This is a genomic window from Paenibacillus sp. FSL K6-1230 (genome assembly GCF_038002385.1).
GTDB lineage: Bacteria > Bacillota > Bacilli > Paenibacillales > Paenibacillaceae > Paenibacillus > Paenibacillus massiliensis.
Map to the genome: position 1 here is coordinate 2,367,150 of NZ_JBBOCK010000001.1, position 16,657 is coordinate 2,383,806.

Genomic DNA, 16,657 nt, shown 5'->3' on the forward strand with positions numbered 1-16,657 from the left:
TGAAATTGATTCAGATTACATGCAAAAAGAGCGGCTGCAGGGCCACGGAAGACCTACTCCGTGCACCTTGCGCCGCTTTTGGGTCTCAAGGGAAGTACATAATCTCCTAAGGCTGATGCAACATCGGGTCCTCCAGCGCGAATTCGAAATCTTCGATATCATAGACCTGCACGGGAATGGTATGCTCCAGCAGGCGCTGAATCCATTCAATCTGGTCTGTCAACAGAGGGAGCTGTCTGCGCTGGGCCGTAAGCACAAGCTCGGTCTCGATCGGATCAAAATCATCCCCGAATTGTGCAGCATCCACGGCATTGACAATCGTCACTGCGGTAGTATCACCGACCAGGATCGGAGCGCTGACGCCCCAGGGCATCAGCAGAGCACGCCTGATTTTTTTCTGATTCAGCGGTTCCTCCAGGTATCCGACCAGCTCCCGGATCTTCTTCTTCACATACTCATCATCCGCGGTATTGTCCATCAGGGGATCGGACGTCTCCTGCAGCTCATATAATTCCAAAAACGAGGTATAGGGTACAATATATTCTACAGGCTCGGCTGCTGAGAGCAACTGACCGTAGATGGCGAGCATTACGGCCTCGGTTACAAACTGTCGGGACATAGCATTTCCTCCTGCTAACGGTGTAAATCGACTTGAGTATAACATACTCACGCTTGAAATACAGCTTGGCAGGTGCGGACATTCTGTTCCTGAGAGCAAGGGGGATATCCTTTGGAGCGAGATTATGAACGAACACGGCCAACTGGTGGTCTTGCCACGAACTGGCTGCGACAAGTGCTGGAGATAGATGTTGGGGTCCCACTGCAGTCCAGAGAACTGAAGGGTGGTGCCTCGGCACAAATGCTGAAATGGAGCGTTGGCCCAAGCGATCTGACACAGTATGCGGGTCCTCGACCTGACAATATCTCGGATTCTACTGTTGATGCGAACAGGCGACCGGCATATCAGGCGGTGGTAATGAGGCTTTTTACAGACGCGGCGTGGCTGCAGCAGGAGCCTGATCTGCCCGTTCACGAGAGTGAAGCACTACGAGCGGCGGCGACTACAGGACTTCCTGTACCTTTTGCGATCGCACGAGATACAGATGGTAGTATAGCTGGAATGCCAGCTGTGCTTATGTCCTTTTTGCCAGGAAAGCCTTATGTTCAGCCTGCTCCGCCAGAGTTGCCTTGCCATTTGTGGGTTGGAGAGATGGGGAGAGTATTAGCGTTGTTACACGCCTCTAGCGCCAGCCTAGCCTGGAGCTATTCCAGGTATACGCCAGCCGCAGAGCTTCGGGTACCGAGCTGGAGCCGTGAGCCTGAGGCTTGGCAGTTCATTATTGATCATGTACAGCAGGGGTCGCCTGCTTATCAGCCTGTATTCATCCACCGTGATTACCATCCTGGCAACCTGCTCTGGGATCAAGGGAAAATTAGTGGGGTCGTTGATTGGGTGAACGCTTGTATGGGACCTGCTGGAGCGGATACAGGCCACTGCCGGGTGAATCTCGCCATTCTTGGAGGGGAAATGATAGCAGATTCCTTCATGAATAGCTACCTTAACGCTGGGGGATTGCAGGAAGCAAGCCATCCCTATTGGGATATGAATGCGCTCACTGACTTTGTAACAGACCCGCTAGAGGTGCACAAGGGCTGGCTTGATTTGGGGCTTCCGATGACCACTACCCTGATGGCAGCGCGGCTGGATAAATATGCCTTGGAGATTGCCGCCCGAGCAAGGAATGGATAAGAAGGGGGAAGCATGAAGGATTTGAAATGGTATTTGGGCTTTATCAAGCCCTATCGACTACGTATTGTAGCAGCATTATCCATTGGTGTTATCAAGTTCAGCATTCCGCTACTATTGCCGCTATTGATCCAGTATACGGTGGATCATCTGTTGCTGGAGGATAGCATAAGTGCGGAGAAGAAGATCAGCCAATTATTCTGGCTGCTTGGCGGGGCTGCCGTGGTATTCGTTGTGCTGCGAGGCCCAGTGGAATTTGCACGGCAGTACCTTGCACAATGGATTACGAGCAGCGTGTTGTTCGATATACGCAATCGCATGTACGATCATCTACAGCGATTGTCACTGCGTTTCTATCATAACCGGAAGACGGGCGACACGATCTCACGGTTCATCAACGATGTCGAGCAGACCAAAAACATCGTCGAGGTCGGCATGATGAACGTCTGGCTGGATCTTTTCTCCCTACTGCTGGCATTGGGATTCATGATTTATATGGATTTCAAGCTGACGATTGCGGCTTTTGTTGTCCTGCCTCTGTATGCGATCTCTGTGAAAATACTGTATAAACGACTGAAGCAGCTTACGAAGGATCGCTCAAAGGCGCTAGCCGGAATTCAGGCCTATTTGACTGAACGTATTCAGGGCATTGCTGTCATTCGCAGCTTCACACTTGAACGCTATGAGCGTGAGCAATTTGGTCAGGTCAATCAGCAATTTCTGCAAAAGGCACTGAGCCAGACACGCTGGAATGCCATGACCTTCGCGATTATCAATACTTTGACTGACATTGCGCCCTTGCTGGTCATTGGCTATGGCGGCTACGCTGTTATTCAGGGTGAGGTGACGCTGGGAACGTTCGTGGCATTCTTCGGCTATCTGGAACGAATGTATAATCCGCTAAGGCGCCTGGTGAATGCTTCAACGGTATTGACACAGGCTTCCGCTTCGCTGGAAAGAGTCATGGAGCTTATGGAGGAGCCTTACGATATTCGTGATGCTCCGCAGGCCAAGGAACTCAAGGAACCGATCCAGGACATAGAATTACGGCAGGTCTCCTTCAAGTATGAGACATCCAGTTCATGGATTTTGCAGAATATTCAGCTACATATCCGTAGTGGCGAGACCATAGCATTGGTGGGAATGAGTGGGGGCGGCAAATCCTCCTTGATCAGTCTGCTGCCGAGATTCTATGATGTGCAGGAAGGTGCCGTGCTGGTGAATGGACTGGATGTGCGAGAGTGGACACTCAGCAGTCTGCGTTCCCAAATGGGAATGGTGCTGCAGGATCATTTCCTGTTCAGCGGATCGGTCCATGATAACATCCGAGTTGGCAACCCTGACGCAGATGAGGAAGCGGTGCGAGCTGCCGCTCGAGCAGCCAACGCAGATGTCTTCATCGAGCAATTGCCTCAAGGCTACGAGACCGAAATTGGTGAACGCGGAGTCAAGCTGTCGGGTGGACAGAAGCAGCGAATTGCGATTGCACGTGTATTTCTGAAGAATCCTGCTGTACTCATCCTGGATGAGGCTACCTCCGCATTGGATCTGGAAGCGGAGCATCAGATTCAGGAATCACTATTACGCCTCTCTGAAGGGAGGACGACGATCATCGTTGCACATCGTCTGTCCACGATTACCCATGCAGACCGGATCATTGTCATTCAGGAGGGGAGGATCACCGAAGAGGGTACACATGAGCAGTTACTGCAGCGTGAGGGAGATTACGCCCGGCTGTACAATATCCAGCAGCTTCCAGAACATACACACTAGCTATGGACAGATGAGACAGATCTGTAAGACAAGGGTCCTCGGCATCCTGTAATAGGCTGCGCGAGGACCCTTGTTGTGTATAAATAAGTATAAGCCGGGCAAGTGAATCTGAGCAGTATAGCATCATAGGGGTGTAGCTTCAAACTACACTTTTCCGATCAACAGTGACAACAACCCTGCAGCAATAAGTGGGCCGACGGGAACGCCCTTGAAGAGCGCGACGCCGATAACGGTACCGATCAGCAGCCCGGTCACGATTGTAGGCTGACTTGACATAAGAGAAGCTCCCCGTCCCCCCAAATATGCAACAAGTATGCCGATCACGATCGCAAGTAGTGATTTCCAGTGTGTGAAGGATTCGAGCACTTGATTCATGCTGATCTTCCCACTAGCGAGTGGAGTCATCACGCCAATCGTCAGAATAATGATGCCTATAGTCAGCCCGTATTTCTCCAGCCAGGGGAAGGCCTGATTCACATGGGCTATTCGCAGCAGCAACAAGATGAGCATCGGGATTGTGACTGTTGCATTCCCGCTCAGGATGCCTAACGCAGCGAGTAGGAGGAGCAGCAATGAGGTGATATCCATAGCAGTTCACCCTCCAATTTCAAGTTAGTAACGTGATTTAAATACTTGGTTCTCTAGCAGAACTATTTTTCGTGAGTAGTCTGGTAGAGCAATAGGGCACATCTGTAGTCTAGAGTTCCCTGCGACTAGCCTATAATATGCTCAGCAATAAGTTTTCCGTGCCAGCGGCCTGTCTCGATGAACACCTCGTTAGCATTACTTCCAGAAGCAATAACCCCTGCCACGTAAACGCCTGGTACATTCGTCTCCATCGTCTCGGGATTCAGGACAGGCTTGTTCAGGTCATCATTCATCTGTACACCTGCTGATTCCAAGAGCTTGCGATCCGGACGGAAGCCTGTCATAGCCAGTACAAAATCATTAGGCAGAACGAATGGCTCCCCCTGAGTCGGAGTGACCGTAATTTCTTGGGGACGAATATCAGTGACACGGGAGGCCAGATAGAGTCGCACCTTTCCCTTGTTCACAAGACTTTCGAATAACGGGCGTACCCACGGCTTGATGTGAGTGGAGAGCTCGTCTCCGCGATAGACCATATCAATCTCAGCGCCTACACGCACCAATTCCATGGCAGCATCTACAGCTGAATTACTCCCGCCGATAATGGCTGTCCGTGTTCTGGTATAAGGGTGCGCTTCACGGAAATAGTGGGTAACCTTGTCCAGATCCTCGCCAGGAATACCCAGATAGTTGGGATGATCGAAGTAGCCTGTTGCTACGACCACATATCGTGTAGCGTAAGCTTGCGCTTCGCCGCGTCGATTCAGTGTATGTACTACGAATGTGCCGTCTGGTTGCTTCTCGATGGTATGTGCTTCCTCATATGGCTTCACTAGTAGATCATAATGCTCTGCGACCTTACGGTAATAAGCCAATGCTTCGTGACGGAAGGGCTTCTCATTAGATGAGCTGAATGGAATGTCTCCGATCTCTAGCAGCTCTGCTGTACTAAAGAATTGCATATTAGTGGGGTACAGATAGATGGACTGAACAATGTTATGCTTTTCAATAATGAGTGACTTCAGGCCTCTACGGCCACATTCTATAGCTGCGGATAGACCACATGGTCCACCGCCAATAATGATAATGTCTTGCATGATGGGTACAACCTCCTGATATACAGACTATTTTATTCATACCAGAGCATTACCATCCTACCGCAATCATGGCCGGATTTCCAGCGAAGCTCCCAAAAAACTCCGGGTTTACCCCGAATTTGCGTGAGGAGGCTACTAGTTAAGCTGAGATTGCAGCGGAAGAGCAGTTGTTGGCTTCTCGAGGAATGAATTTTCGGAGCGAGAATTGACAAGAGAGAAGCAATGTTTATATATTAGATATATATCTAATTAAAAGGTTGTGAAATTAGTGCAGCTGGATAAAATGATCAATTACCATAAAGCGCTAGCTGATCCTACTCGAATGAGAATGCTGCTTATGCTCTCACAGGGGGAGCTGAATGGACAGACTTTGGCAGAGAAGCTCAACTTATCTCAGCCTACAGTAACGCATCACGCTGCTAAGCTCAGAGTAGCTGGGCTGATTAAGGAACGTAGGGAACGAAATACAGTGTACTTTCGCTTAGATGCCGAACTGATCAAGCAGCATGCGGCCGCAACGGTGCAGTTTATTTTTGGAAAAGGGGATGATACAGCGATGAACCCGGAGGTGAATGAGGGGATGGAGGCTTCTGTGAAACGTAATTTTTTTGCAAAGGATGGACGACTTCGCCAGATCCCGGCTCAATATAAGAAAAAGTTAATCGTGCTGAAGCTGCTTGCCGAGCAGCTGGAGCCTGGGCGCAAATACGAGGAGCGAGAGTTGAATGTCTGGATCAAGCACTTCCATGATGACTTTGCCACGATCAGACGGGAATTCATTATGCATCAATTCATGTATCGGGAGAATGATGTCTATGAGTTGAATCCGCCAGAAATGTGGACCAATTGGGAGCAGGTCCATTAGTGCTGTCTCATCTTCTATAGCGGTGATCAGTACGGACGAATATAAGGGGAAGCGGATCTGTGGTCTGTATTTGGAAGTTCATGGTTGACAAAGCAGTTCAATTACAAGTATAATCCAGTTAAATTTAAGAAGGAGGCGGTAACTATGATGAAGCTGAATAGAATTGCTCAGATTGTAAATATCGCCTCCCGTACGGAATAGTAGCGAGCAGTAAGACTGTAATATTGGCAGTCTGAGCTGTTTATAATGCTGAGCCGCAGGGAGAATTCCCTGCGGTTTTTGCATTACAGAATTGGGGAGGTCTCTTTAAAGAGTCTCCGATTTTGTAATAACTGGAATTACTGTGTCCCAAGCGTCGTCTATCCTGATGAGGTTTGAAGTGGAACGCATTGGTTCTGGTTGCCGTGTATGTACAATACACAGCGCAGTCTCCGCAGGGATATCCCTGCGGATTTTTTGCGTTGTTCCGCAGCGGGAGGCAGCTCGCGAATGAAGCTTGAAAGCACAATTTTCGGTAAAAGATCAAGGCTTCAGGCTTCTCCGGGCTGGCAAATTACGTATGGTCGTCGTTATGGGTAGAGTACACATTTAAATACACGATTAGGAGCATGAACAATAATGAATAATCAAGTAACAGATCTTAGCCAATATGGTTGGACAGAAGACTGGAAAGAAGTATGGAATGGGATGCTGCTAGCGCAAGCAGAAGCGTCTGAAAGACAGGCGGCGGAATTCAAGGAGAACTCACAGCCTGCCAGAGTGATTGCGGATTTCGGTCAAAAATTAAAGCTAGTAACCAAGGAAGGAGAGTGTTGGGGCGGGGTCTCCGGCAAATTCAGGCATCAGACAGAACGCCAGTCTGATTTTCCTGCTGTTGGCGATTGGGTAATGATCACCCGCACTGGTCTTGTGGATGATGCCGTAATTCATCAGGTGCTCCCGCGTCGAAGCCGAATATCCAGGCAGGCAGCGGGGATGGAGACGAAGGAACAGCTGATTGCAGCGAACGTCGATACACTCTTTCTGGTGCAGGCTCTGAATGGAGACTATAATGTGCGCAGAATGGAGCGGTATCTGACTATGGCATGGAATAGCGGCACGAATCCCGTAGTAGTACTGAGCAAAAGTGATCTATGCGAGGATCCCACTCCGTTCGTGGCCGAGATTAGTAGTGTCGCCATTGGTGTGCCAGTAGCCGTGATCAGTGCCAAAATGGAGCAAGGTATGGAGGAGTTGGAAAGCTACCTTCAGCCTGGGCACACGATTGCTCTGGTCGGCTCGTCAGGTTGTGGCAAATCAACCATGGCCAATTGGCTAACAGGCTCCGAGCAGCAGGTGACTCAGGGCATTCGTGAGGATGATAGCAAAGGGCGACATACGACCACACATCGGCATCTGCTACCACTTGCCAGCCGGGCTGTGCTGATCGATACTCCTGGGATGCGGGAGCTTACGCTGTGGGACGATGGTGCGGACGTAACGGCAGCATTTGAAGATATTGATGAAGTGGCAGGGAATTGTCGCTATCGGGATTGCCGTCATGAGAATGAAGCAGGCTGTGCAGTGAAAGAAGCAGTACAGAATGGTCAGATCCCTCAGCAGAGAATAGAGAGCTTCAAGAAAATGCGCCGGGAGCTGGAGTACCAGGCACGTAAGGAGGCGCAAAAGGAGCGCAAGAGACAAAGTGGTGGCTCTGCGGCTAGTCGCAGGGAGACGGGCTGGCGTCGGGATTTGGGCTGGTAGTGTAGTCGCTGCCAGCGTGGAGTTCTGTATACCGTGCTTTGCGATATCGTGAACCTCATCTGCATACATTGATTAGCAGGAGGGATGCGATATATGTACAGCATTATTATTGACCTATCCGACTTCCGCTTGTATCTCATTCAGGATGGCAAGGTCGTCAGAGGTTATCCCATTGGGGTTGGAAAATTGGCAACACAGACTCCTCACGGGCAATTTACCATTGTGAACAAACAGGCCAACCCAGGCGGACCTTACGGTGCGTTCTGGATGGGACTATCTAAGCCGCATTACGGCATTCATGGTACCAACGAGCCTTGGCTGATTGGGCAGGCTGTATCACATGGCTGCATAAGAATGTACAACGACGATGTAGTTGAACTCGCGGGGCTAGTACCCATTGGAACCTCGGTGACAATCCGCCCCTGACCTCCAGGGCAGTTCTTGTTCATGGATTTGCTTAAGCTCAGAATCGAAAGAGAAGGCCGATGGCTTTGGATTGTACGATGCTCAATCCGGAAACGGACTCTCTTACGTAAGTGTTCCTTGGATGTTGACAGCACGGGTTCTTGACTGTAGACACGGTTTGGAATGGCATATATTGGGTAAGGTATAATTACCGCAGATGGTTGTACTTACCTGAGCGGCAGAGAACGCTGTAAAGGAGCATCGAGTCTAATGTCCATTGATCGGTTTATCTTGCGAAAACTGGACAACTGCCGGGATGTGCACACTAGACATAATCTGCTGCAGCTGTTCAGGATTCGCATTGAGCGAGCCAAGGTGCAGTCCTCACACAGACATATGAAGGGGAAAGTGTAAGGAAAGCTGTAGGGTATGTAACAACAACAACTTTTTGAAGAGACCCATCCGGGTCTCTATTTTCATATTGTGCTATTCTATAGACGAAACTTATATGCAAAGGAGATCAAGATGATTGCAATCGTTAATGTTCGTAATCATGCTGACTTGCTTGAGCAGGCTGTTCAATATTTCTGGACGCATTGGGGAACGGGATCTAATTTTAACTTTTATAAAGATTGTATTATTCAGTCCTGCAGTACGGATAGTGAAGTACCCAGATTTTATCTAGCGATGGAGGATGAACAGATTATTGGTTCGTATGCATTACTCAGAAGTGATCTTAATAGTAGACAGGATTTATCTCCATGGATGGCCTGTCTTCATGTGGAATCTTCACATCGAGGCAGAAGAATTGGAGATTTACTACAAAATCATGCTGTGAAAGAAGCGCGCGAGATGGGCTATTCACGGTTGTTCCTGTGCACAGATCTTGAGGGCTACTATGAGAGAACGGGGTGGAGTCACACAGGTACAGGTTACACCCTGGATGATCAGGAGCTGAGCATTTATGCTTATCAAATCTAGGATTGCTCTAACTAATGCAGCGGATGTACAATGGTAAATTGATCAGATTGAATTTATAATCTATATGAAGCTAATATATCAATAATGACCAATAATGTATTCAATAAGACCACCCCCTAGACTTCAGCGAAGTTAGGGGGTGGTCTATGTCACTGCGTGCATGTTCGATTACTGATTAAGATTAGTAGAGGGACAATGCGAGCGAATCATTCTCATTAATGCTGTGCAGAATAGCTTCGCTACCTACAATTTCGATACTGATCAAGGAATTCAAATACTTTTGCAGAGTACGTTTGCCAGTGCTAATTTTATTCTCCAATGTATTGGAGAGAAGCTTTAAGGTTTTTTGCATAGGCTGTTTATTTTCTTGAGTAAAGTACACAGGGATTTTTTTGTCTTGGAATGTAATTAATGTTTTCATAAGAAATCACCTCGCTAGAGTTATTTCATGGTATTTATTCTAAAAGCCGTTGCTTAAAATTACCTTAAAAGCACCTTATAAAAACATAAAGCTATTAAAAGTTTTCAAATTGTTCACAATTGAATGAAATCACAATCAACTATCTGTTAGGGGACTTTTGTCGATTGCGCTCACGACTCCTTGAACTACAAGTAAAGCGCGTTCGTTGAACAAGCAAAGAGCAATCTATCTCCTACAAACGAAGTGTGATTAATCGCATCGCTAGACACTTCTCCCGGATAAAAAAGACTACCTGAGACTCATTTTATAAGGGTCTATGGGTATTTTGTAACAAATTGACAGATTCATAGGGCTAGGGTACAGTTACATTAGCGTTTTAGCGGGTTCTTCAGGTGGTATTACACTTAATTGTTCAGGCTGAGAGCTGCCAGGCAACTGGAGTGAGTGGGAAAAGACGGGATTTAGAGGCTGTCCAAGTCTTTGCGCAACAGATTAACGTTCATACAGTATATATAATAGAAAGCACATATAATCCAGACTGATTTTGCAGGTATAGCTTATAAGGAAGCCACAAGATTTAATCTAACATGCTAATGATCACATAGCTCTTGACTGGATTAGCTGCCAATCAGTTATATGGGACTGCTGCTAATCCATGAATGTGGAGCTTCTATATAATAGGTAATAGTAGAATGCAATTAAATAAATAGATGGAGTTCCTCCAGACCCCATACACAATCCTTAACAGATGCGGAGGCCATGGGATGATTTTGACCGTACTCTCAGGAAGAGAGGAAAGTGACTGGTTCGATATTGATGTCGATGATGAGTATTCTGTGCAGCATTTGAAGCTGATGCTCGGAATTCGAATATTTGGAGAGGCCCCGAGTGAGGGGATGCAATATATGATGGAAGCCAAGTTTCCGGATGGTCTGTGGTTCCTGGTGGATGACAGGCAATTGCTGATGGACGCAGGCCTGCGAGAGGGCTGTACGATCCGGATTCAACGGACCTTCTCTACGACAGAGGATGAGGCTCCGATTTATGGACGAAGGACTCTGTTTCAAAAACAAAAAAATGGGTAAATACACCCATATCTAGTGACTTCAAACGAGGTCAAATTGATCAGTTTATAGAAAGGGGACTTTTGGCGTGAATGCACTTTATCAACGATCCCCGCGTCTTCGCCCTGCTCTAAAGGATGAGAAACTGGAGATTCTGCGGCCGCCGTCCGAGCCAAGCAAACCAACCTTTTCGATTATTTCTATTATTATCCCAGTAATTATGACGGCTGTAACTGTCGGCTTCTACATTTATATGAGCAGAACCGGTAAAATGGCTAACAGCAACTATTTAATGTTTCAGATGGTGACTATTTTCATGATGCTTAGCTCCTACACCATTCCCTTCTTCGTATACCTTCATAATAAGAAGGAATATCGGCAGCGACTAGAGGAGCGTGAACGGATGTATCGTGAGCAGCTGGACAAGCATCGCGCAGAACTGGAAGAGAAGCGACAGGAGCAGGTACGAATCCTGTATGATATACATGGTGATCCTCAGCTGTGCGCCCAGGTTGTCAAAAGCCGCAGCAGTTCTTTGTGGGAACGGTCTCCCGAGGACGAAGATTTTCTCGATGTAAGAATTGGAACCGGGGAGGTTCCTTTTCATATTCAGGTGCAGGTTCCAAGGGCCGACGGTTACGAAAAGGAGCCGCTTATTGAGGCAGCACATGAGCTGGCCCATGATTTTCAGACGGTATCCAAGGCTTCCATTACACTACCGTTGTTCAAATCCAAGGTCATCGGCATCGTTGGCGAGCGCAAGCATGTGCTTGCCGCATTGCGCGTTATGATTGCCCAGGTGACTGTGCGGCACTCACCAGATGAGGTGAAGATCGCTGCCTTCTACGAGGAGCGCGAGCAGCAGGAATGGAGCTGGATGCGTTGGATGCCCCATGTGTGGGATGATGAGCGTTCGCAGCGAATGCTGTCTGATCGCAGCAGCAGTGCACACCAGTTGGCAGACAGCCTGTTTGCTGTGCTGAATCGTCGCAAGGGCAATCGTTCAGAACGAAGCAATCGCAAGATGGAGCTTCCATGCTACATTACGCTGCTGTCTGACGGTCAGATTATTGAAGAAGAGCCATTACTGCCCTTGCTGCTGGAGGAAGCAGATGCCATCGACTCCTGTACCATTGTTCTCGCCTCACGTAAGGAGGCGCTCCCGATGCAGTGTCAACTGATCGTAGAGGTGGATTCTGAATCGGGCGTGTCGACGCTCAAATCTGACTCTGCTGCTGTAGTGCAGCAAAAGTTCGCACTGGATCGCTTCTCATTAGAAGAGGCAGAAGCAGCTGCCCGCTTCATGGCACCCATCCGCCTCAAGCGTTCCTCCGCCTCGGACATTCCAGCGATTTTGCCGCTATTCGATATGCTTGGTGTTGTTAGAGTGGAGGAGCTGAGTGTGCTGGAGCGTTGGCAGGAGACCAGACATCCAGATACGCTGCCAGTGCCAATGGGAGTCAGAGCTGGCGGCAAGCCTGTAATGATCAACCTGCACGACAAGATTGAGAGACAAGGTCATGGTCCGCATGGTCTGATCGCTGGTACGACCGGATCGGGTAAGAGTGAAGTCCTTCAATCCATCGTAGCTTCGCTTGCGGCAGAGTTCCATCCTCATGATCTGGCCTTTATGCTAATTGATTACAAAGGCGGAGGCATGTCAAACACCTTCATAAATCTGCCTCATGTGGTGGGGACGATTACCAATCTTGACAATAGCCTGATCGAGCGAGCCAAAATTTCACTCAAGGCGGAACTGGTACGACGTCAGAAAATATTGAATCAGGCAGGAAATCTACAGCATATCGATGAATATTATCGTCTGCTCAGACAACGTCAGGCCGAACCCTTGCCTCATCTCGTCATTATTATTGATGAATTCGCACAGCTGAAGAAGGATCAGCCTGAATTCATGGATGAACTTATCAGTATTGCGGCTATAGGTCGTACGTTGGGGGTCCATTTAATCCTTGCGACTCAAAAACCAGCAGGCGTTGTTGACGATAAAATATGGAGTAACTCCCGGTTCAGAATATGTCTTCGTGTACAAAGCGAAGGGGATAGCCGGGATATGATCAAGATTCCAAATGCTGCCTGGATTACGAAGCCGGGTAGAGGTTATTTTCAAGTCGGAAGTGACGAAATCTTCGAAGAGCTTCAGTATGCCTGGAGCGGCGCTCCTTACCGAACAGATAATGATGTATCAGCTGCATTGCCTGTGAATGAGCTACGCTTGAATGGCAAGCGTGAGCCGTTGCTGACTGGAGAGCGGGCAGCAACCGGGCTTCAGATGGAGGAATCCCAAAAGCAGCTGCAAGTATTCATTGACTATATTGCAGCGCAGGCTGAGCAGGCAGGCATCCAGAGGCTGCAAGGTCCTTGGCTTCCTCCGTTGCCAGAGAGCATTGATCTTACAGAGATCCCTTCTCCGCATGCCAAGGGGGCTGGGTTCTATGGTCCAAAAGACTTAACGACCGTGGTAGGGCTTATTGATGACCTGCCAAATCAGCGTCAGGAGCCTGTTAGTATCGCTACTGACCACGGTCACTGGGCGATCTACGGTATGCCAGGCATGGGGAAGACTACCTTTGTCCAGACGCTACTCATCTCGATGGCCAGTCAATATACAGCGGAAGAGTGGAACGGCTATATTATTGATATGGGCCGAACAATGCGTGATTTTGTAGACCTGCCGCAAGTAGGTGCAGTAATGATGGCTGAAGAGGAGGACCGGATCAAGAGATTGTTCCGTTACCTGTCTAGATCGGCAGCTTTGCGCAAAGAGCTGATCGCGGAAGCCGGAGTCAAGACTGTGAACAGCTATCGTCGCTCGGCAGTGGAGAACATCCCGCAAATTTTAGTTGTAATCGACGGCTATCTGAACTTCCGCAATGCGTTTCCAGACGAAAATGAGCTGCTTGAGACGATTTTGCGTGAGGGTGGAAGCCTTGGAATTACCTTCATTATTACTGCTAATCGGATTACGGATCTATTCGAGAAGTTCCGCAGCAATATACCTAATGCTGTCAGCTTCGAGCTGTCCGACCCAAGTGACTACTACTACGCTGTAGGACGACCAGCGAAAATCCCTGGTCCAATGATTCCAGGCCGAGCCTTGCTCAAGGGGCAGGTTCCGCCGCTGGAGTTTCAGACAGCACTCCCTTCGCCGGGTGAAGATGAGACGAAGCGTTCGTCCAATCTGCGACAATGGATTCGCAAGATCGCTGAATGCTGGGAGGGGAGCACGGCTCCTGAGATTCTGCCACTGCCCGAGAAGGTTCAGCTGGCTGATCTCCTAGCTAGCTGGAACAGGCCGGAAGGCTGGGAGACAGCTCAACCGTTCCATGTACCTGTCGGCTTACAAAGTGATGACCTTGAGCCATTTTTGCTGAATCTGAAGGAAGGCCCGCACTTTCTCGTTGGTAGTCCGATGGAAGGGGGCAAAACGTCCTTCCTAATGAGCTGGATTCTATCATTGGCGTATTATAACTCTCCAACTCGTCTGGAGATCTATACCGTTGATACACGCTATGGTGGTGGTGGACTCTCCCGACTGCGACATCTGCCGCATGTAACGGCAGCTGCAGAAAGCGAGGAAGAGCTGGCACCGCTTGTAGCGAGGCTTTATGACGCCGTTCAGCAACGGACGAAGGAAGGCTCCGACCCGGAGATTGTACTATTTATTGATGATGCTGATATGCTTGGCAAGCAGCTTAATGATTTTACAGTGAAGGATCAGTTGTCCGCAATTGTGCGGCTCGGCCGTGATCGGAACGTGCACGTAGTCCTTTCGGGTGTACCTGCTGATTTCCCGACCTTTGGTGTAGATTGGTTCAACGATGTCAAAGCCAGTCAAAGTGGAGTTTTATTTGGCACCGTTGATCCCAATGATTTATCCGTCTTTCGTATTCCTTATACGGAATCGAACTCCGTATCAGGAGGGCTGAAAGTCCTGCCTCCTGGCCAGGGATACTACGTACGTCGCAAATTTACAAGGATTAAAGCGGCAATTCCATTTGAAAATAGCCAAAACTGTGAGGAATGGATTATCAAAATTCGTGACCGATGGCACGTTGTGGTTTGAGGGGAGGTGGCACATAATGTTAACGTTTGAAGTTTCCCAACAAAAAATGATACATCTGAAATCCAAGGAGCTGTTTTTTCTGGCAGGTGTACTTGGATCGGAGAGACTGCTGGGCGTGGAGGATCCATTTCAGGGATATCTTGCTGAAGAGCTAACCCGAGAATGGGAAGAGGTAAAAACGTCATTGCTGGAGAAGGGTTATCTGCGGCAGGTGGAAGAGGGGGGCGAGCTGGCAATTCCGCCGACCGTCTTCTCAAGAGTCGCTATTGCCGGACTGTCCAGAAGAGCATGTCTAATCGAGTACACAAGGGATGGCAGGCGATTTGAGGGCTATCTTCATTGCACGAACGAGAAGGTTGTAGAGCTCGCGCAGTCGGATGAAGATGAGTACCGCTTAAGTGAGCTTGGTGATGTAGAGAGCGCCTGTGAAACAATCATTGAGAAGATGGGATGGCGTGAACAGGTGCCAGCCGAATCCCCGGCTCTAATGTTCTCCCAAAAAAGATTTCACGAAATTAATAAGCTGGCCGATAAAAACAACACAGAGGTAATTCGTGCCATGCTGACCGAAGCCAGTGGTGATCCCGAGGGAGCAGCCATGCTGGCCAAGACGCTCTCTTCCAAGGTATCTGAAGGGGAGCTTACCCTTCTGGTATGGAACGGACAGGAATGGGAATCGCAGCGTGCTGCCTTTACGGTATGTGATTCCATGAGCTGGCTATATCGGATGAGCTCAGTCGGTAACGGGGATTGGTTGATTGCTACATTAACGACGCAGGAGCAGTTTTTGGCATTACTCCTTGATTGGTTAAGACAGTCTGCAGGGACAGAAGAAAGGTGATAGACATGCGCATTCGTGTAGAACCGGATGTGCTTCGAACGCTTAGCAGTCAGCTACACAACGCGGCGGAGCAGATTCAACATTTGACATCTGAATTGGAAAGGGCACTTCAATCCATGAGCTGGGAGACCTCTGCCCGTGAGGACGTGTTGCGGCAATGGCAGCAGGCCAGGAGGCTTTCCGAGCACATTCATTCCAGTCTTCGGACGATGGGGACTCAGCTGAACACCAAGGCCGATCAATTCCAGACCGCAGATCATCAGTACAGCACCATCTTGTCCTTTGCCCACTCCAGCCAAGTCCGGCCAGCTACGATGTTCAGACATTCCTTCTCAGGAACATCCGCCTTGTTGACCGAGCAGAGTGAACGAATGATGAATATTTCAGACCCCTCGTCTGTCATGACCGTCATTAGAGGAGCCGAGTATCGTGCGGTTGATCTGCACGGTGATATTCTGCGACAAGCATCTTTGGAGCAGCCTAGCGACTGGCATTTCTCCGATCCAGCATTCATACGTAATGAACATGCAGCTGCACAAAGCTAAGCTTTGATTCACTTTTATCTAACGCCAGCTTGCAGTCAAATGGGACCTGCCGTCTCCTAAAAGTTACTAAAGATGTGTTTTATGTGAGGGAAATGGGGTAATAAGGATTAGGTCTTTTGCCTTTTGTTATTTGAAAAAAGGTTATAGTACAATTTGAACCAGTTCGATTCCCAACATTTTCATCCAAATCAATTTAACTCAACAAGGAGGATTCATTCCATGGCAGGACGTATTTTAATTACACCAGAACAAGTAGATCAGGTGGCGAACCAATTTAAGCAAAGTGGCGAGCAAAGTCAGCAGATCGTTTCCAGCCTGACACAATCCATTCAAGGCATGGAAGGCCAATGGGAAGGTATGACAAAGCAACGCTTCTTCCAGGAGTTTCAGGAAGCTAGCAAGCAAATGCAATTGTTCGTTCAAACATTGAACAGCATCAGCCAAGAGCTGACTGCTATTGCCAATAAATTCCGTACAGTCGACCAAGCGAAGTAACAGTGCTT

Annotated in this window: 16 protein-coding genes; 12 read left to right on the forward strand and 4 right to left on the reverse strand. The window is 48.6% G+C overall.

What is annotated here, in order from left to right:
* Positions 1–106: 106 nt before the first annotated feature.
* Entirely contained in the window at positions 107–619 is a 513-nt protein-coding gene (locus MKX74_RS10425) for a hypothetical protein (RefSeq protein WP_018883287.1), read from the reverse strand.
* Positions 620–730: 111 nt separating this feature from the next.
* Here MKX74_RS10425 and MKX74_RS10430 point away from each other — a divergent pair, with 111 nt between their 5' ends.
* Together MKX74_RS10430 and MKX74_RS10435 are read left to right on the forward strand one after the other, a co-directional pair.
* A complete protein-coding gene (locus MKX74_RS10430; RefSeq protein WP_341178292.1) occupies positions 731–1,750 on the forward strand; it encodes an aminoglycoside phosphotransferase family protein in 1,020 nt (339 codons plus the stop codon).
* A gap of 12 nt (positions 1,751–1,762) precedes the next feature.
* A complete protein-coding gene (locus MKX74_RS10435; RefSeq protein WP_341178293.1) occupies positions 1,763–3,520 on the forward strand; it encodes an ABC transporter ATP-binding protein in 1,758 nt (585 codons plus the stop codon).
* A gap of 144 nt (positions 3,521–3,664) precedes the next feature.
* Here the strand turns inward: MKX74_RS10435 and MKX74_RS10440 are convergent, their stop codons facing one another.
* Positions 3,665–4,108: a DUF441 domain-containing protein gene (locus tag MKX74_RS10440; protein WP_018883284.1), complete on the reverse strand. Its 444-nt coding sequence runs from the start codon at positions 4,106–4,108 to the stop codon at positions 3,665–3,667.
* Between the two features lie 125 nt (positions 4,109–4,233).
* Positions 4,234–5,205: a YpdA family putative bacillithiol disulfide reductase gene (locus MKX74_RS10445; RefSeq protein ID WP_341178294.1), complete on the reverse strand. Its 972-nt coding sequence runs from the start codon at positions 5,203–5,205 to the stop codon at positions 4,234–4,236.
* A 268-nt stretch (positions 5,206–5,473) separates the two neighbouring features.
* On the opposite strand from MKX74_RS10445, the gene MKX74_RS10450 reads away from it, so the two are divergent.
* The 5 genes from MKX74_RS10450 to MKX74_RS10470 all read left to right on the forward strand — a co-directional run bounded on the left by MKX74_RS10450 (position 5,474) and on the right by MKX74_RS10470 (position 9,199).
* Positions 5,474–6,070 (forward strand): DUF2087 domain-containing protein, encoded by a 597-nt coding sequence (locus tag MKX74_RS10450; RefSeq protein WP_341178295.1) that lies wholly within the window; start codon positions 5,474–5,476, stop codon positions 6,068–6,070.
* Between the two features lie 618 nt (positions 6,071–6,688).
* Entirely contained in the window at positions 6,689–7,813 is a 1,125-nt protein-coding gene (gene rsgA, locus MKX74_RS10455; protein WP_341178296.1) for a ribosome small subunit-dependent GTPase A, read from the forward strand.
* Positions 7,814–7,906: 93 nt separating this feature from the next.
* On the forward strand, positions 7,907–8,239 hold the full coding sequence (locus tag MKX74_RS10460) for a L,D-transpeptidase (protein WP_018883279.1): 333 nt from the start codon (positions 7,907–7,909) through the stop codon (positions 8,237–8,239).
* A 249-nt stretch (positions 8,240–8,488) separates the two neighbouring features.
* Entirely contained in the window at positions 8,489–8,632 is a 144-nt protein-coding gene (locus MKX74_RS10465; protein ID WP_018883278.1) for a hypothetical protein, read from the forward strand.
* A 111-nt stretch (positions 8,633–8,743) separates the two neighbouring features.
* Positions 8,744–9,199, forward strand: coding sequence for a GNAT family N-acetyltransferase (locus MKX74_RS10470; RefSeq protein WP_341178297.1), 456 nt, complete (start codon positions 8,744–8,746; stop codon positions 9,197–9,199).
* A 181-nt stretch (positions 9,200–9,380) separates the two neighbouring features.
* On the opposite strand, the gene MKX74_RS10475 is transcribed toward MKX74_RS10470, so the two are convergent.
* Positions 9,381–9,620: a hypothetical protein gene (locus MKX74_RS10475; RefSeq protein ID WP_018883276.1), complete on the reverse strand. Its 240-nt coding sequence runs from the start codon at positions 9,618–9,620 to the stop codon at positions 9,381–9,383.
* A 764-nt stretch (positions 9,621–10,384) separates the two neighbouring features.
* Here MKX74_RS10475 and MKX74_RS10480 point away from each other — a divergent pair.
* From MKX74_RS10480 to MKX74_RS10500, 5 genes are all read left to right on the forward strand, one after another.
* Entirely contained in the window at positions 10,385–10,705 is a 321-nt protein-coding gene (locus tag MKX74_RS10480; RefSeq protein WP_018883275.1) for a hypothetical protein, read from the forward strand.
* Positions 10,706–10,772: 67 nt separating this feature from the next.
* The gene (gene essC, locus MKX74_RS10485; protein ID WP_341178298.1) at positions 10,773–14,768 is read left to right on the forward strand and encodes a type VII secretion protein EssC; all 3,996 of its coding nucleotides are present in this window, start codon (positions 10,773–10,775) and stop codon (positions 14,766–14,768) included.
* Between the two features lie 16 nt (positions 14,769–14,784).
* On the forward strand, positions 14,785–15,609 hold the full coding sequence (locus tag MKX74_RS10490) for a hypothetical protein (protein ID WP_341178299.1): 825 nt from the start codon (positions 14,785–14,787) through the stop codon (positions 15,607–15,609).
* 5 nt (positions 15,610–15,614) lie between these two features.
* Positions 15,615–16,154, forward strand: coding sequence for a WXG100 family type VII secretion target (locus MKX74_RS10495; protein ID WP_341178300.1), 540 nt, complete (start codon positions 15,615–15,617; stop codon positions 16,152–16,154).
* 219 nt (positions 16,155–16,373) lie between these two features.
* A complete protein-coding gene (locus MKX74_RS10500) occupies positions 16,374–16,649 on the forward strand; it encodes a WXG100 family type VII secretion target (protein WP_018883271.1) in 276 nt (91 codons plus the stop codon).
* Positions 16,650–16,657: the final 8 nt, after the last annotated feature.